The following is a 15825-nucleotide window of genomic DNA, read 5'->3' on the forward strand; positions in this document are numbered from 1 at the left end:
AATGCAAGGACCTATTCCTTGCGGTTAGCATCGGGTCATGCGGCCTGACGGCCGCGTTCAATTTAGTGCGCCATGGTCATTTCTCACTGGAACCAGTGTTCACGTGCTTTCATGATCAACGCCTTAGCGGCATCCTCTTCCATTCCGGTCATCTCGACCAGTTCATCCACGGCCAGCTCGGCGAGTTCGTCGCGCGTCTGGACCTGGTGTTCGGCCAGCTTTGCGAGCAGGTCGGCGTCCATGCCGTCCAGGCTCTTCAGGTCGAGCGCTACATTTTCGACCTTTTCTTCATTCGCGATCGCCAACGTCAACAGCGCGTCGCGCGAGCGATTACGCAGTTCGTGAACGGTGTCTTCGTCGAATGCTTCGATTTCGAGCATTTCGTTGAGCGGCACATAAGCGATCTCTTCGAGGCTCGTGAAGCCTTCGTCGATCAGGATGTCGGCAACCTCTTCGTCGACATCGAGACGCGCCATGAACAGGTCACGCAGTACACCGCGCTCCTGATTCTGCTTTTGCGCAGATTCGTCCGGCGTCATGATGTTGATCTGCCAGCCGGTGAGTTCGCTGGCAAGACGCACGTTCTGGCCGCTGCGGCCGATCGCGACCGCCAGTTCGTTTTCGTCTACGACGACGTCCATCGAATGCTTTTCTTCATCGACGACGATCGACTGGACGGCTGCCGGCGCGAGCGCGCCGATCACGAACTGTGCGGGATCTTCCGACCATAGCACGATGTCGACGTTTTCGCCACCAAGCTCGTTACGCACCGCCTGCACGCGCGAACCGCGAATGCCGACGCAAGTGCCGATCGGATCGATGCGCTTGTCGTACGCGACCACGCCGATCTTCGCGCGCACGCCCGGATCGCGGGCGGCCGCCTTGATTTCCAGCAGGCCCTGTTCGATTTCCGGCACTTCCATCTCGAACAGCTTCATCAGGAATTCGGGCGCCGTGCGCGACAGCTCGATCTGCGGACCGCGCGCGGTGCGATCGACCTTCGCGATGTAGGCGCGCACGCGGTCGCCCACGCGCAGGTTTTCCTTCGGAATCAGCTGATCGCGGCGCAGCAGCGCTTCGACACGGCCGGTTTCGACGATGAAGTTGCCCTTGTCGAGGCGCTTCACCGAGCCAGTCATGATGTGCTCGCCGCGCTCGAGGAAGTCGTTCAGGATCTGCTCGCGCTCGGCGTCGCGCACCTTCTGCAGGATGACCTGCTTGGCGGCCTGCGCACCGATACGGCCGAATTCGATCGACGGCACCGGTTCTTCGATGAACTCGTCGAGCTGGATTTCGGGCTTCTGTTCGCGTGCTTCGAACAGCAGGATTTCCTGATCCGGCTCCTGCAGGCCGGCTTCGTCCGGCACAACTTTCCAGCGGCGAAACGTTTCGTGCTCGCCGCTTTCACGGTCGATATGGACGCGGATGTCCGCATCTTCTTCGAAGAGTTTCTTGGAGGCCGAAGCGAGAGCCGCCTCGAGCGCGGCAAATACCACGTCTTTGTCGACATTCTTCTCGCGTGCCAGCGCATCCACCAGCATCAACACTTCGCGACTCATTGTTTGCGGCTCCTAAAGTCAACTTTCGGAACGAGGCGTGCTTTGTCCATGTCCGCGAGCGTGAAATCGAGCATCGCGGCGCCTTCCTTCCCTTCAAATTCCAGACCGATCGTTTCGCCTTGCGGAGCATGCAGGATGCCCCGGTACGATTTCCGTCCGTCCAATGGCTTTTTCAATGTGATTACCACTTCGCTGCCTGCGAAGCGTTCGAAATCCGCCAGTTTTTTCAGCGGGCGGTCGAGACCGGGCGACGACACTTCAAGCCGCTCGTAATCGATATTTTCGACCGTCAGAACGTGCTGGAGCTGACGCGTGACTTTCTCGCAGTCTTCGATCGCGATCCCGGCCGGCTGGTCGATATAGATACACAACATGCCGCGCCCGGTGCGCTCGAGATCGACGAGCTCGTAGCCGAGTCCCACGACCGTGGTTTCAATCAGTTCCGTCAGTTGCACAGTGCCCTCTTAGATGTTCGCGCAGCGAGCCTGCCGCCTGTTTTGCAAACAACCAATGCGGGCCGCGCGCCAAGCCGGCGCACGTTAGTGCGAACCCGAGATGCCGAACCACGATGAACTGAGCGGCAAAAAAAAATGGGCTAAACGCCCATCATCTTATTACCTGTGGTCGCACCTGAGCCGCACGTGAAAAGCCGCACGCCCAGCGACTTCGCGATTGTAGCCATTTTTCGGGACAAACGCAAACCGCAGAGCGCCGTGCGAAGCGCATTTCCGCTTGATTTCATGGGAATCTTTCGACGATATCGGGGCGTTGCGCGCCGTTTGCAAGGCGGCCTGCGCCGCCGGACAAGCACGGGCAAACAAGCCCTGCCCCATTTTCTGCGTACACCGCGGTTCGTGCATTGTCTGAAACTCGCGGCGAGCGTCGATCGAATCGGACGGCGACCGCTAAATCGTCAAAGAACGATTCGCGGCTGCCGTCATGCGAGGCCAAGCTCGCGGCTTAACGGCCGCGCGAACGGCCGCGCGGCGCGCCACCGCCACGATTGGCGCCGCCCGGGTTGGCATTGCCGCCACCCGCGCGATTGGCGTTGCCGCCGCGGTTGCCGCCAGGTCCGCGATTGCCGCCCGGATTTGCACCGCTGCCACCGGCACGCTTGCCGCCGCCGGCGCGATTGCCGCCAGGCGACGGCGCGCGATTGCCGTCGACCTCACGGCCGCCCCGCGGGCCACCCGTGCCGCCGCCCAGCGCGCTGCCGAAACCACCGGCGCCGCGGCCCGCGCCACGGTTGCCGTAGCCGCCGCCGAAACCGGCGCCCGCACCGCCGCCCAAGCCACCGCCCGCCGCGCCGCGCCGGCCTTGGCCGCGCGGCTGCTGTTCGAACCGGCTATGCGACATCAGTACGGGTTCGCGGCCGATGAAGCCCATCGAGGTTTGCATCGGGTCCGGCTGCTTGCGCTCCGGCGCCGAACTGCGGCCGCCGCGCTCTTCCGCGGGCGCCTTCAGGCCGACCGACGCCATCAGCGCACGCACCTGATTGTCCTCGAGCTCTTCCCAACGGCCGCGTTTCAGGCCCTTGGGCAGCGAGATCGGGCCGTGACGCGTACGGATCAGGCGGCTGACCATCAGACCGGCCGCTTCGAACATACGACGCACTTCGCGGTTACGCCCTTCGGCAAGCGCAACGTGATACCAGTGATTCGTGCCTTCGCCACCGCCATCGCGGATGCGCAGGAAGTTCGCCGGACCGTCGTCCAGTTCGACGCCGTGCAGCAGCTTCTGACGCATGCCTTCGGCCAGTTCGCCGACCACGCGCACCGCATATTCACGCTCCACGCTGTAACGCGGGTGCATGAAGCGGTTCGCCAGATCGCCCGACGTGGTCAGCATCAGCAGACCTTCGGTGTTGAAGTCGAGGCGGCCGACCGCGAGCCATTTGGCGGTTTTCATCGGCGGCAGGTTATCGAACACCGACGGACGGCCTTCCGGATCCGCATGGCTGACAATTTCGCCGGTCGGCTTGTGATACAGCAGCACCCGGGGCGGCTTGTTGGCCAGCTTGCGCTTGACCGGCTTGCCGTTGATGCGAACCTGGTCGGTCGGCATGATGCGCTGGCCGATGTGAGCCGGCTCGCCGTTCACCGAAACCCGTCCGGCGACGATCAGCTCTTCCATGTCCCGTCGCGAACCCATGCCCGCTTCGGCCAGCACCTTGTGCAGCTTCGGCGCGTCGTCGTCCGCCGCCAGCACGCGCTTGGGCGCGGCCGGTTTGCCTCGACGCAGCATCGGCGCGCGCACGCCGCCGGTGGCGCTGTTGTCCGCGTCGAACGCTGGCGAAGTCACATACGAGAACAGATCGTCCTGGCCCGCTTCGGGGGCTGCCGCCGCTTCACCGCCACGGCGATTCTGGCGCTGACCGCCTTCGCGCGGCTGGCGCTCGCGCTGACCTTCACGCTGACCTTCGCGCGGCGCTCCGTCGCGTTGACCAGCCTCGCGCTTCGCGCCGCCCGCCTGGGCGTTGCGCCGCGAGCCTTGGCCTTTGGCACCCCCGTCCTTGCGCGGCATGCGCACTTGGGCGACCACCTCGCCGTCCGGCGGCGCTTCGGTGACGACCGGCGCGCCTTGCGCGGGCGCCCCTTCGGCGCCCTTCGCCTTCGCCCCGGCGCGGCGCCGCGCGATCAGGCTGCGCGGTCCGCGGCGCAGGCCGCGGCGCGGACGGTCTTCGCCCTCTGCTTCCGCGCTCTGTACCGGGCGCTCGCCCTCGCCTGCCGACGCTTGCGTGGTGCGCGCTTCGTCGGCCCGCGCCGACGGCACGGCGCGCTCGGATTCGGACGAATCGGTGTCGTGGGTATGTGTCAAAACAACCTCAAAATGTCAGGTCGCGCACGCCCGTTGCGGGCGTGGCAAAAAAGTTCGGTTACGTCAGGCGCTGCGCGACTCAGGTTCGTCGTCGGTCAGCACGCCTGCGTCCTGTGCGGCATCGCGACGATCTTCAGGATCGCCGTGCGCCGCCGTGGTCGGGTTCGGCTCGGCGGCGCGCTCCGTATTGCGGAGTGCGCCCGAGTCGTGCGCGGGTATTGCCGGATCGGCCTGGGAGACCGGATCGTGGTTCTGTGCGGACCCGGCGATGCCGGCCCGCGATGCTGCATGTGCCGTTTCGGCATGTTCTTGCACGGCCGGCGCGTCGAGCGCGTCCGGCTGCGGCGCCGCAACGGCTTCCGCGGCGTTGCCGGCTGCTTCGGTTTCGTGCAACCCGGCCCCTGCTGCGTCTGCGACCGGCGCTTCAGCTGCCTGCACCGATTCCGCGAGTTCGCCGGCCTCACCTTGTTCGCCCGCCGCCGACTCCTGCACGGTCTCGCCAGCCTCGCTATCGGCAAACTCGATCGCATGCTGGCCGAGCAGATCCACATTCAGCTGCGCCGACGGATCGGCGAGCGGCGGCAATTCGTCGAGCGCGGTCAGTCCCAGATCGTCGAGGAATTGCCGCGTGGTCGCGTACAACGCCGGACGTCCCGGCACGTCACGATGACCGATCACTTCGATCCAGCCGCGATCTTCGAGCTGCTTGACGACCTGCGTATTCACCGTGACGCCGCGAATCTCTTCGATATCGCCACGCGTCACCGGCTGCCGGTAGGCAATGATCGCGAGCGTTTCGAGCACCGCGCGCGAATATTTCGGCGGCTTCTCAGGATGCAAACGATCCAGATACGAACGCATCGCGGGCTTACTTTGAAACCGCCAGCCCGACGCCAGCCCGACCAGCTCCACACCGCGCCCAGACCAGTCCTGCTTGAGGTCTTCGAGCAAAGTCCGAACGGTGTCTGCCGACACGCCGTCGGCAAAGAGCTTGCGCAACTCGCCGAGCTTTAACGGCTCCTGCGCGCAGATCAAGGCAGTCTCGAGGACGATCTTCGCCTCTTGGGTATTCATGCAGCTAGGTCAGACCCTGTGGTCAAAGAACCGGATCAAACAGACGATGTGGAACTGAAGACGCGCTCGCCCGATTCTGATCGGTCATATTGATGGGAGCACGCACCGGGGGGAGGCGAAACAGACTATCGAGCCAAACCCAGCCGGACGGAGCAGCGATATTCCTGAAAAGGAATCGCGTGACTGAGCGCCATATTACGCAAAAACAATCAGTGCGTAAAGGCGGAATCCCCGGCGCATTTTCTGGCCGCGCTCCGGCCGGCGAACCTGAGCGAAAAAACGGAGATAAACCCGGCGAAAACTCCGCCCTTTTTTAGGCTGTTTCAGTCGCCAGACCGGCTATTTCTCCGCCAGACTCATTAAACGGTCTTGTGCCGCGCCAGGAATTGCTGCAGACGCTCGACGCCTGCGTCGAGCCGCGCCGTGTCGCATGCGTAGCACCAGCGCACGAAACCCTCGCCCTGCGGACCGAACGCACTGCCGGGCGCCACGCCCAGCCCCACTTCGCGCACCAGCGCCTTGCACAGTTCGAGGCTGCGCGACGCACCCGGCATCGAGAAGAACAGGTACATCGCGCCGGGCGGCGTCTTGACGTCGACACCCGGCACGGCCGACAGCGCGCGCACCAGATGGTCGCGCGACGCTTTCAGATCGTGCACCAGTTCCCGGGTAAAGCGCTCGCCCTGCTCGACGGCCGCAATGCCCGCCTGCTGGACGAACGACGGCGCGCATGAGGTGTTGTACTCGACCAGCTTGGCCAGATCGTCCATCAATTCGGAGGGCGCCACGATCCAGCCAAGCCGCCAGCCGGTCATCAGCCACGCCTTCGAGAACGAGTTCACACAGATCACGCGCTCGTCTCGCGCGGCGAGATCGAGAAACGACGGCGCGGTACGCGCCTGCGCGCCGCTCGCCGCGGAGTCGGCTAAGTCTGCGTGCCCATAGTAGAGACGCTCGTAGACTTCGTCGGCGACGATCCAGATGCCGTTGCGGCGGCAATGCGCGAGCACGGCGCGTTGGTCGTCTCGGCTCATCACCCAGCCGGTCGGATTGTTCGGCGAGTTGATCAGCAGCATTTTCGTGTCGGGCGTCAGCGCCGCCAGCAATTGCTCGACGTCGAGCTGCCAGCCGCGCTCGCCATAGCCCAGCGCGACCGTCTCGACATGCGCACCAAGAATCCTCGGAATCTCGACCAGATTAGGCCAGAGAGGGGTCACCGCGACGACCCGATCGCCGGCGCCCACGACCAGTTGCGCGGCAAGCATCAACGCGTTGACGCCGGCGCTCGTGACCGCGACGTGGTCCGCCGAGGTCGCACCGTGCAGTTCGCTGACGTAGTTCGCGAGGGCCGCGCGCAATGGTGCGATGCCCAGGTTGTGCGTGTAGAACGTCGCGCCGGCGGCCAGTGCGGAGCTGGCGGCGTCGCGGATGAAGGCTGGCGTGACCCGGTCGGATTCGCCGAACCAGAACGGCAGCACGTTGTCGACGCCGAAACCGGCGTTGGCGACTTCACGAATTTGCGAAGGACGCAGCGCGCGCACGGCGTCGCGCGCATTCGGGATGGATGGCACAGACGAATCCAATTCGCTCATCGAGGCTTCCGCACGGAGAAAAAATAAAGGCTGATGCTCAGGAAAGGCGATAGTTTAGCGCGGCGCCCGTCGTGGAAGCAGCGAAGGCGGCAGCCGGCCGGGTACGGCCGAAAGGACGGTTACGGCAAAGTTTGCTGCCCGGGCGGTAACGCTCGCCCGCGCGCGTGCCATTGCTCGCCACGCGCGGGCCATCGCCTGAATCGCGACGCTGCTGCAGACCCCAAGCCTCCGCCCCACCGCGTTGCGGGCGATGCCGTCAGGTCGCGCCAGCGCACCAGTTCGCCCCTGCGCTCCACAAGCGGCACGAGTGGTCGCGCCCCCATCGAAGCGCCAACCACGGCAGCACGCTCGCGCCCGCCTCGACTCGCCGCGCCGAGAAAAAACATGAAACCTCAGCTAGCCGTGTCGCGGAATCTAGCTCAGATCCTCCGCCCGCGCCGGCAATTGACGGATCAAGTCCCACACCGCCTCCGCTGCGGGCGACAGCGAGCGATCACGCCGCCTCACCAGTTCGACCGTGCGCTCCGCCCGCGGCACGAGCGGTCGCGCCACCATCGAAGCCCCAGCCGGGAGCGGCAAGGCCAGCCACGGCAGCACGCTCACGCCGACGCCCGCCTCGACGAGCCCGAAAACGGTCGCGGAATGCCCCAGCTCCTGCACCACCGTGGCACTCACCCCGTATTCCTGCATCGCGGCGTCGATGATCGGCCGGCTGCCCGACGCGTAGTCGAGCAGCACGAGCTGCTGGCCTTCGAGGTCCGTCCACGCCACCTGTTTCTGCGCCGCCAGGGGGTGGTCGTCGCGCGAGACCAGGCAGAACGAGTCCGTCATGAGCGCTTCGCTGAGCAGGTCGTCGGCGGAAAACGGGCCGATGATCACGCCGAAATCGACCTCGCCGGACTTGACCTTGCGCACCACGTCGCTCTGCACGTCGTCGCGCAGGCCCAATGCGATGTACGGAAACTGCCGCCCGCACGCCGCCACGACGCGCGGCATCAGCCGACAAGCGACCGTCGGACTTGCGGCCACTACCACGCGTCCGCGCCGCTGCTCGCCGATCTCGCGGATTTCGCGCAGCGCGTCGTCGAGGTCCGACAACAGACGCGACACGCTCGACACCAGGTTTCCGCCCACATCGGTGAGTTGTACGTCGCGCGTGGTGCGATCGATCAACTTGAGGCCGATTTCGCCCTCGAGTTCGCGCACACAGCGGCTCACCGCCGATTGCGTCAGGCCGATTTCATCGCCGGCGCGGCTGAAGCTTTGCAGGCGCGCGACCTCGATGAAAACCCTGAGTTGACGCAGCGTTACATTCATTTAACAGTCTCATCAATAGCGTCATTTGATGCGTATTGTAAGGCCAAAAAGCCGCCGCGCCCCCTCACGGCGATTTTCGCTGCAATGCAGCAATGCTGCGCAAACGCACGTTGGTCGGGCCTAGGTGCACAAGATTGGTGATTGTCCCGATTTGCGAGATGGGTTTTTTAGATTCTCATACGCCCCTAGCTAGCGCCCGCGCTGGCCCGCCGTCACAGGGCTTCGAGGCAGTCGGAATCAACTTGGCACACTTCCTGCATTTACATGCACACAGGATCGGCGCCATGACTTCTGCCTCAATAGCAGACCGTGGCAAGCCCGACCCCCTTGGCACTCGCCTATCGAGTGCATGGAGAGTGCGCGGCGCGGGGCAGCGCACCGGAGTTAGCTTCGCTGAGGTGAAACATGATGCTGTTCGACGATTTGAGAGACAACGAGTGGGCGCTGGTCGAGGCTTTGTTCTGCGCTGAACCGGCACGGAGCGAACGGCGCGGTCGGCCGCGTGTGGAAGCGCGCGCGGTTGTCAACGCTGTGCTTTGGGTGCTGTCGACCGGCGAAGGCTGGTCGAAACTGCCGGGCCGCTATCCGTCGCCGCCGACTTGCCGCCGTCGCTTCGACGAGTGGCAAGCCGATGGTACGCTCGCCGAAATAGTTAAGCGACTCGGCACGAGCGGCCGTGAAATTTCGCTGCGCGGCCGGATTGGCGCGACGGCTGCCAAACCGCCGGCACCTCCGAGCCGTGACCGCATGCGCGGCGCGTTCTGGACCAATCCGGAGTCGTGGCGCGCGCCGGTCAAGATGGCCTGACGCCAGAGCTGTTTCACCTCCGGGCGCCTGCGGGCGCCCGGCGTGCATCTGGGCCATCCGACACATGTCGGCATCCGCAGGCCTTGTCATGGGCACCGCCGCCGGGCGCGCCCAATCCTGTCGTCCCTCCCCTGTGCCTGGCTATACGCGACGTCAGACGCCTCCAAGAGCAGCGCGGGCGGGCGATGTAACATCCATTTACTATTACTTACAGCGTGCTTTCGCGCCCCGGCATACCTTTATACGTATGCAAACAGGCCTTGAGTCAGATGGGCTTGACGGGAGCTCCGCATGAAACCAATGTCACTGCTTCTGTGCGGCATTGTGATTTCATCAATGGCCGCACCGGCGCTCGCACAACAGCGCCCACAGGCTTGGAACTGGCGGCCGGATCGTGCGGCGGCACTCGAAGCCTGGCAGCAAAGCGAAACGCGCAACCGCGATTTCACGCCTCCGGCGCCGCGCGGCGACTTGCGCGGCGATATTGCGAGCAACGTACGGGCGCGGCCTGATACGCCTCGCGAAAATGGGACGCGCCCTCGTTAAAGGTTGCGGGATGGCCGATCGCTTGACGTCGGCGGCGGCAGTTTAGTCGACGGTCACACGTCGGGTGATCCTGACGATTTGACGGACACCGGCACTATTGGCAGAGCCTTGAATTACGTCCACGCAGTACCGTTTAAATAATCAGGGAACCACCCGGCGCCGGACCAGTCTCATTTAACGCCATTAGCACAGCGTGGCAGTAGTAATTCCGGTACGCCCGTATCCTCGCGATACGGGCTTTTTTTTCGCGCAGGCGTCCGCACGGCCGTCAAGCGGCGGTCCGTGTTCATGTGAATGGAGAGAGCGAAAACCACCGCCCGCCGCCGGACAGCAGAGGGACCGGCGTCACCCGTCCGCGGGCTTAAGACCGGACTTCGAGAGCGGCGGTGGAGCGGGCCTCGACTGGGGCGACGACGTAGTCGTTCATCCGCTGTGCAGTCCAGCTGAGTAGGCGTTCGTCATGTGCGAGCCGCGCAAACTCGGCTTTGCCCCGCTCGGTGAGCACGGCGATGTCGACGGGTGCATGAAAGCCCGGTGCCGGAGCGACGGTGCGCTGCCGAACGGTGTCCATCAGGCCCAGCGCGCGAAGATATTGGAAAACGCCCGGCCTTCTGGCCCATGGGACCTGACGATATTGCGCCCGCCGCAGCGCTTCAAGTACTGCTTCGTTGGAATACGTGGTCATCTCACTTCTTTCTTAAAGTGCAGCTATGACACATCTATGCCCAACACGTCACCGCGCCACCAGTGACGCGCATAGCACCCGCCCTTGGCTGGAACTGGCCGTACTTCGTACAGCCGATTTCGCCAGGTGCTGCCTGGTCTAGTTTCGGAACCCCCGTCGAACGGCATGATAGCGTTCTGTCCAAGAGCCGGCGATGCAACCGCTGCGGCGCGATAGCAGGCTCGTAGATTTGTCCCGAAAGACATACGTTACCCCATTTAAATTGATTCTATTCACTTTATTAGCGCTTTTTTTTGCAGCAATCGTGCGATGGAAGCGCGCCCGCCGCCCCCTTGTCCTGTTCACGCTCGTCCTGTTCTGGCTGCTCGCCGCGGGCTGGCTGACCGCGCCGTTGCTCGATCTCGTGCAGCCGCGCGAACCAGGTCCCGCGTCCGCCACCTTTGCGCCGCGCACCGCGATCATCCTGCTGGGCGGCGGCACCGTCTATAACGGCGACAACATGCTCGTGCCGCCACGCGACGTCCTCGCCCGCATCAAGATGAGCGCGGACAACTATGCCGCCTGCAAACGAACGGCGGCCACCTGCCAGGTGATCGTGAGCGGCGGCAATCCGCAGCGGCATGACGCGACCGAGGCCGACACCTATCTGCCCTACCTGTTGCGCCAGCGCGTACCGCGTGCGGACATCGTGCTGGAAAACACCAGCCGCACGACGTACGAAAACGCGCGCAACGTCTCGGCCATCCTGGCGCAATCGCGCTACGACGCGTTGATACTCGTCACCTCCGCGTACCAGATGCGGCGCGCGTTGCTCGACTTTCGCTCTTTTGGCGTGGCGCCGCAGCCGCTCATTTCGAGCGCGCGGCACGCACGTCTCGGTGTACTCCCGCGCTATGACAATCTGGTGGCCGCAGAGATCGCGCTACATGAACTCGTTGGGATCGCGCAATTTCACGTGTATCGCGCAATTGGATGGTTCTGAAAATCCAGACATCAGACTTCGGGTCTCGTTCAGACCAGCGGATGCTTTGATCACAAATCGAAAACGACGAGTTGTAACAAATCGTTAAGGCAGTTACAAAACCATCTGCTGGAGCGGAGATTGCTGACTAGAATGCATTGTCTTTCCACTGGACAGGCAATACTCGGGTCCACAATCAACTGCGGAGGTAACGATGAAAAAAGTGTCCGTGGCAATCCTGGTTTCCCTCACTGCCATCACAGGCGCGGCTTACGCGCAGGACAACGGCATCACGATGAGCACCGATCCGGCCAAGGCCGCCGATGTCGAACAGCGTGCGCAGGATTTGCAGAACCGCCAGCAAGCCATGCCAAGCGCGCCAGCGATGCCCGAGAAACATCACAAGATGGCTCCGCATCACCACAAGAAGGCCGACGCTTCGAGTTCGTAAGCACAGCCCCGGGGGCGCGCACCGCGCCCTCGCCGCAAAGGCGCACAGCCGAAGCCGGCACTGCCGGCTTCGGCTTTTTTGCGATCTAATGGACTCCCGGGAGCCCTCGCAAAAGACCCGCGAGACTTCGCCGCAACGCGCGGCGGAGCGCCGGTGCCAGACCCGCGAAGCGCGGCGTGAACGCTGCCCCGCCGGCCCGCGCCCGGCGTTCGGCGCCCGGCTGCCGGTGTGCTACAGTCGCGCACCAACCGGCACCCGGCCGGAATCCCCTAACCCGTGCGCACCCTGGTGCGGAGGACAGCATGAGCAATATCCAGCTAGATATCGAGTGGACCGAAGCAGCATCTCGCAAAATTGAAAAACTGATGCCGCGCGGCGGTCAGGAAGCGTTCCTCGCGCTGCCGCCCGTCGAGTGCCTGCCGATGGAAGGCGACGTGCTGTTTCTCGGCCCGGACGGCAAGCAGCAACCGTTTATCGTCGCGGAACGCCAGTACCATCACGACGGCGATGCCGACTGGACCATCATCCTGATCCTCGACGTCCCGCAAGCCACCCACTAAAGAAAACGGCGAGTGAAGCGCGAGCCGGCACCGGCCACGCGCGTCACTCGCCGTTATGCAGTTCGCCTGAGTCCGAGTCCGAACGCTCAGGCAATCTTCGACACGACGCGAATCTCCGCGTGTTCGACCCAATCCGCCACAGCCTTCCTGTAAGCCGCGATGTGCGCGGATTTCGCGTGCGCCGCGAGCGCCTCCTGACTCTCCCACCGCTCGACGAACACAAACCGGCGCGGCTCCTGCACGTCGCGATGCAGGTCGTACTGAAGCGCGCCTGGCTCCTTGCGCGTCGGCCCGACAATACCTTCGAGCGCCTGACGCAGCTGCTCCTCATAGCCCGGCTTCGCCACCGAGATTGCCACCACCGCGACTTCCGACATGCTTGCCCCCTTTCACGAAAAACAGCAGCATACCCGCCGTCCAACCAACCCGTTGGCGAGCGCCGAATGTGCGCCTGGCAACACATGGCGAAACATGGGAGAACTTGCGCCGCGTTAAGCACCGTCCGCGCCTGGAGTTTGGCGGGCGGCCACTTACCGCCCTGTTACGCTCGCCTTCATGCAGGCAACTGATTGCGATTGAGAATCGGTCTCACGCGAGGCAAGCGCGCGCGAACCCCTGGCGCGGGTTCGCGCGACGTGCTGCCGGACAGGCCCTCGGCGACCGGTTTGCCTGGCCAGTTCGCCAGTCCAAAGTTTGTGACTACCCGCACATTCATGGGAATTGCAAACTGCTAGACTGGTCTTGACTTTTTGACCAATTCCGCCGGAGTCCAGCATGGCTGGCATCCCTCTCCGCGTTCATGGGATTCACCGGATTCGCCCTGCCTACGCGGGGGCTGTGCATCCATTGCGCGCCGAACGGATTTGCGCGCCCCGTCATCCGCTAGCCGCGAAGTCTCCATGTCTACTCTCGTATCCGCTTCTATGCCATCCGCCAGCGAATTGACCCTGAGCGGCCTGCTTCCGCATCTGGTGCGCGGCGAGTCCGGCTGGACCGCGACGTGGCGCGCGCTGACTTTGCACAGCGTGTTCCAGCCGGTGGTGTCGGTCACGCATCAATGCGTGGTCGGCTACGAGGGGTTGCTTCGCGCGTTCGATCCGGTCGGTCTGCCGGTGTCGCCCGAAGTGCTCTTTTCCGGCACCCGCTCGGCCGCCGATGCACGCGAACTCGACCGCATCGCCCGCTGCCTGCATGTGGCGAATTTCATGGAGCAAGGCATCACCACGGGCTGGCTGTTCCTGAACACGCGCCCGCAGGTATTCGAGACCGGCTGGCCGCAACGCGCTTTCATCGATGAACTCTCCGCGCATTTCGGGCTGCCGCAGGAGCGCATCGTGATCGAGGTGCTGGAGCAGCCCGCCGACGACGAGTCCGCCGTCGCCAGCATGCTCGCCGCGTCGCAGCCGCGCGACTTCCTGATCGCGATCGACGACTTCGGCACCGGCTTTTCGAATTTCGACCGGGTGTGGCGGTTCCGCCCCGACATCGTCAAGCTCGACCGTTCGCTGGTGGCGCGCGCGGGCAAGCGTGAGGGCGACGATTCGCTGATCGGCCACCTGATCGCGATGCTCCATCAGTCCGGCACGCTGGTGCTAGCCGAGGGCGTCGAGACGGATGAGGAGCTGATGATCCTGATGCAGGCCGACGTCGATTTCGTGCAGGGTTTCTGGCTCGGCCAGCCGAAGAGTTCGGTGCGGGCGGCATGCGCGAAGGTGCCGGCGCTGATCGAGTCGATCTGGAGCAAATTCGCCGACTACGAGCGCGCGCACGCCGGCCACCAGCGGCTCGGCTTCGAAGGATTCGCGGAGGCGGTGCTGACCGCCGTCGACACCTTCAAGGCAACCGGCGATCTGCGCCAGGCCGCGCAAAAAATGTGGCATCTGCGCGAAGCACGCCGGGTGTTCATCACCGACGGCCTGGGTGAGCAGACCCAGCCATCGATCACGGCCGCGTCGGTGCCGCCGCCTCCGCTGCGGCTCGCCCCGCTCTATTGCGAGTCGCGCAGCAACTGGTCGCGGCGCGCCTATTTCAAGCATGCACTCGCTGCGCCCGGACGCGTCGCGATGATGGGGCCGCATTATTCGCTCGCGGATGGTCAGGACTGCTACACCGCGGCCATTGCGTTCGAACGTGACGGCACGCATGTGCTGTGCGTCGATTTCGTGCCGACCGCATCGAACACGGATGCGCGTCCCGCCGGCCGCGGCGGCAAGCGCTAGTCGCTAGTCGTCCACCCGGCCACGGCCGGTTTTGATCTCGCTGCGTTTGGCCTTGCTCTCCAGACGGCGCCGGTTCGACGCACGCGTCGGCCGGGTCGCGACGCGCTGCTTGCGCGTCACGCTGACGCTTTCGATCAGTTCGTCGAGCCGCGCCAGCGCCGCCGCGCGGTTCATCTCCTGGGTCCGATGCTCCTGCGCCTTGATGATTACGACGCCGTCGCGCGTGAGCCGGTGATCGGACAGCGCGAGCAGGCGCATCTTCAGCACTTCCGGCAGCGACGAAGCGTGCACGTCGAAACGCAGATGAATCGCGCTCGAAACCTTGTTGACGTTCTGGCCGCCCGCTCCCTGCGCGCGCACGGCGGTCAATTCGATTTCGTTCGGCGGGATCGGATAACGGGATGTCATGAGGCTGGCTCGGGCTAGGAGACGTAAGTGTACACAGCGCGATGGACGGCGCTTGCCGCCGGCTACGCATCATCGGCGACCGGGCGCGGCGGCCGATGGGAAAAACTTCTTGCATTGCCAAGGCGGCCTCGTCAATACTGCGCTATTCGCTTACAGCGTAAATTCATATGAAGCTTCCTCCTGGATTCGTCGCCGAACTGGCCGTCAATTTTCTGCTGCCATGGCTCGCTTACCGGCTCGCGTTGCCGCATCTCGGCGAGACCGGGGCGCTAATCGCTTCCGCCGTGCCGCCGATCGTCTGGAGTCTGATCGAACTGGCGCGCTTTCGCCGCGTCGACGCACTCAGCGTGATGGTGGTGGCCGGCATCGTGCTGTCGGTCGCGGCAATGGCGCTCGGCGGCAGTCCACGGGTGCTGCTGTTGCGCGAGTCGCTGGTGTCCGGCGCGATCGGCGTGGTGTTTCTGCTGTCGCTGCCGATGCGCCGGCCGCTCATCTTCTATCTCGCGCGCGCCACCGTCGCCCGCGAAATGGAGGGCGGCGCCGCGCATTTCGAAGCGCTGTGGCGTGAGCGGCCGGCCCTCGCCTCGTCGATGCGACGGATGACGCTGGTATGGGGCGCGGGCCTGACCTGCGAAACCGCGCTGCGCGCGTGGATGGCGCTCACGTGGCCGATCGAGCGCTTCCTGGTGGTGTCGCCGTTCATCGGCTACGGCATTTACGGCGGGCTGGCGCTGTGGACGCTGTGGTATCGGAAGACGATGCGCAATCGCGTCGATGCGCGTGTGCAGGCGGATGGGATCGCGGGCTGAAAAGGCACCACGCTCGCCAC

General features: G+C 64.4%; 16 protein-coding genes. 7 read left to right on the forward strand and 9 right to left on the reverse strand.

Annotation, left to right across the window (positions count from 1 at the left end; all coding sequences use genetic code 11):
* Window positions 1–83 precede the first annotated feature (83 nt).
* From nusA to FVF58_RS40625, 6 genes are all read right to left on the reverse strand, one after another.
* Window positions 84–1559 carry a transcription termination factor NusA gene (nusA, locus tag FVF58_RS40600; RefSeq protein WP_149675287.1) on the reverse strand — a complete coding sequence of 492 codons (1476 nt, stop codon included), beginning with the start codon at window positions 1557–1559 and terminating at the stop codon, window positions 84–86.
* Window positions 1556–2014 carry a ribosome maturation factor RimP gene (rimP, locus tag FVF58_RS40605; RefSeq protein ID WP_007182297.1) on the reverse strand — a complete coding sequence of 153 codons (459 nt, stop codon included), beginning with the start codon at window positions 2012–2014 and terminating at the stop codon, window positions 1556–1558. Before rimP ends, nusA begins: the two co-directional genes overlap by 4 nt.
* A 505-nt stretch (window positions 2015–2519) precedes the next feature.
* Window positions 2520–4376 carry a 23S rRNA pseudouridine(2605) synthase RluB gene (rluB, locus tag FVF58_RS40610; RefSeq protein WP_149675288.1) on the reverse strand — a complete coding sequence of 619 codons (1857 nt, stop codon included), beginning with the start codon at window positions 4374–4376 and terminating at the stop codon, window positions 2520–2522.
* Window positions 4377–4439: 63 nt separating this feature from the next.
* Complete coding sequence (scpB, locus tag FVF58_RS40615) at window positions 4440–5450, reverse strand: SMC-Scp complex subunit ScpB (protein WP_149675289.1); 1011 nt, start codon at window positions 5448–5450, stop codon at window positions 4440–4442.
* A gap of 359 nt (window positions 5451–5809) precedes the next feature.
* On the reverse strand, window positions 5810–7042 hold the full coding sequence (locus tag FVF58_RS40620) for a pyridoxal phosphate-dependent aminotransferase (RefSeq protein ID WP_149675290.1): 1233 nt from the start codon (window positions 7040–7042) through the stop codon (window positions 5810–5812).
* Between the two features lie 414 nt (window positions 7043–7456).
* Complete coding sequence (locus FVF58_RS40625) at window positions 7457–8359, reverse strand: LysR family transcriptional regulator (protein ID WP_149675291.1); 903 nt, start codon at window positions 8357–8359, stop codon at window positions 7457–7459.
* 408 nt (window positions 8360–8767) lie between these two features.
* On the opposite strand from FVF58_RS40625, the gene FVF58_RS40630 reads away from it, so the two are divergent.
* Together FVF58_RS40630 and FVF58_RS53520 are read left to right on the forward strand one after the other, a co-directional pair.
* Window positions 8768–9166 carry a transposase gene (locus tag FVF58_RS40630; protein WP_188131091.1) on the forward strand — a complete coding sequence of 133 codons (399 nt, stop codon included), beginning with the start codon at window positions 8768–8770 and terminating at the stop codon, window positions 9164–9166.
* Window positions 9167–9457: 291 nt separating this feature from the next.
* Entirely contained in the window at window positions 9458–9712 is a 255-nt protein-coding gene (locus FVF58_RS53520; RefSeq protein WP_149675292.1) for a hypothetical protein, read from the forward strand.
* A 361-nt stretch (window positions 9713–10073) separates the two neighbouring features.
* Here the strand turns inward: FVF58_RS53520 and FVF58_RS40640 are convergent, their stop codons facing one another.
* Window positions 10074–10397 (reverse strand): hypothetical protein, encoded by a 324-nt coding sequence (locus tag FVF58_RS40640; protein ID WP_149675293.1) that lies wholly within the window; start codon window positions 10395–10397, stop codon window positions 10074–10076.
* A gap of 262 nt (window positions 10398–10659) precedes the next feature.
* Here FVF58_RS40640 and FVF58_RS40645 point away from each other — a divergent pair, with 262 nt between their 5' ends.
* The 3 genes from FVF58_RS40645 to FVF58_RS40655 all read left to right on the forward strand — a co-directional run bounded on the left by FVF58_RS40645 (window position 10660) and on the right by FVF58_RS40655 (window position 12369).
* Window positions 10660–11379, forward strand: coding sequence for a YdcF family protein (locus tag FVF58_RS40645; protein ID WP_246217434.1), 720 nt, complete (start codon window positions 10660–10662; stop codon window positions 11377–11379).
* A 193-nt stretch (window positions 11380–11572) separates the two neighbouring features.
* Window positions 11573–11809, forward strand: coding sequence for a hypothetical protein (locus FVF58_RS40650; RefSeq protein WP_149675295.1), 237 nt, complete (start codon window positions 11573–11575; stop codon window positions 11807–11809).
* A gap of 302 nt (window positions 11810–12111) precedes the next feature.
* Complete coding sequence (locus tag FVF58_RS40655) at window positions 12112–12369, forward strand: hypothetical protein (RefSeq protein WP_007182306.1); 258 nt, start codon at window positions 12112–12114, stop codon at window positions 12367–12369.
* 86 nt (window positions 12370–12455) lie between these two features.
* On the opposite strand, the gene FVF58_RS40660 is transcribed toward FVF58_RS40655, so the two are convergent.
* Complete coding sequence (locus FVF58_RS40660; RefSeq protein ID WP_149675296.1) at window positions 12456–12746, reverse strand: putative quinol monooxygenase; 291 nt, start codon at window positions 12744–12746, stop codon at window positions 12456–12458.
* Window positions 12747–13292: 546 nt separating this feature from the next.
* Here FVF58_RS40660 and FVF58_RS40665 point away from each other — a divergent pair.
* Window positions 13293–14588, forward strand: coding sequence for an EAL domain-containing protein (locus FVF58_RS40665; RefSeq protein ID WP_149675304.1), 1296 nt, complete (start codon window positions 13293–13295; stop codon window positions 14586–14588).
* Between the two features lie 3 nt (window positions 14589–14591).
* On the opposite strand, the gene arfB is transcribed toward FVF58_RS40665, so the two are convergent.
* Complete coding sequence (arfB, locus tag FVF58_RS40670; protein ID WP_149675297.1) at window positions 14592–14996, reverse strand: alternative ribosome rescue aminoacyl-tRNA hydrolase ArfB; 405 nt, start codon at window positions 14994–14996, stop codon at window positions 14592–14594.
* Between the two features lie 167 nt (window positions 14997–15163).
* Between arfB and FVF58_RS40675 the strand changes: the two genes are divergently transcribed.
* Window positions 15164–15805 carry a VC0807 family protein gene (locus tag FVF58_RS40675; protein WP_149675298.1) on the forward strand — a complete coding sequence of 214 codons (642 nt, stop codon included), beginning with the start codon at window positions 15164–15166 and terminating at the stop codon, window positions 15803–15805.
* Window positions 15806–15825: the final 20 nt, after the last annotated feature.

The organism is Paraburkholderia panacisoli (assembly GCF_008369935.1).
GTDB lineage: Bacteria > Pseudomonadota > Gammaproteobacteria > Burkholderiales > Burkholderiaceae > Paraburkholderia > Paraburkholderia panacisoli.

Excerpts from the sequence above, each read along its gene's own strand:
- nusA (WP_149675287.1), bottom strand. The coding sequence starts at position 1,559 with ATGAGTCGCGAAGTGTTGATGCTGGTGGATGCGCTGGCACGCGAGAAG.
- scpB (WP_149675289.1), bottom strand. The coding sequence starts at position 5,450 with ATGAATACCCAAGAGGCGAAGATCGTCCTCGAGACTGCCTTGATCTGC.
- FVF58_RS40620 (WP_149675290.1), bottom strand. The coding sequence starts at position 7,042 with ATGAGCGAATTGGATTCGTCTGTGCCATCCATCCCGAATGCGCGCGAC.
- FVF58_RS40625 (WP_149675291.1), bottom strand. The coding sequence starts at position 8,359 with ATGAATGTAACGCTGCGTCAACTCAGGGTTTTCATCGAGGTCGCGCGC.
- FVF58_RS40630 (WP_188131091.1), top strand. The coding sequence starts at position 8,768 with ATGCTGTTCGACGATTTGAGAGACAACGAGTGGGCGCTGGTCGAGGCT.
- FVF58_RS53520 (WP_149675292.1), top strand. The coding sequence starts at position 9,458 with ATGAAACCAATGTCACTGCTTCTGTGCGGCATTGTGATTTCATCAATG.
- FVF58_RS40640 (WP_149675293.1), bottom strand. The coding sequence starts at position 10,397 with ATGACCACGTATTCCAACGAAGCAGTACTTGAAGCGCTGCGGCGGGCG.
- FVF58_RS40650 (WP_149675295.1), top strand. The coding sequence starts at position 11,573 with ATGAAAAAAGTGTCCGTGGCAATCCTGGTTTCCCTCACTGCCATCACA.
- FVF58_RS40655 (WP_007182306.1), top strand. The coding sequence starts at position 12,112 with ATGAGCAATATCCAGCTAGATATCGAGTGGACCGAAGCAGCATCTCGC.
- FVF58_RS40660 (WP_149675296.1), bottom strand. The coding sequence starts at position 12,746 with ATGTCGGAAGTCGCGGTGGTGGCAATCTCGGTGGCGAAGCCGGGCTAT.
- FVF58_RS40665 (WP_149675304.1), top strand. The coding sequence starts at position 13,293 with ATGCCATCCGCCAGCGAATTGACCCTGAGCGGCCTGCTTCCGCATCTG.
- arfB (WP_149675297.1), bottom strand. The coding sequence starts at position 14,996 with ATGACATCCCGTTATCCGATCCCGCCGAACGAAATCGAATTGACCGCC.
- FVF58_RS40675 (WP_149675298.1), top strand. The coding sequence starts at position 15,164 with ATGAAGCTTCCTCCTGGATTCGTCGCCGAACTGGCCGTCAATTTTCTG.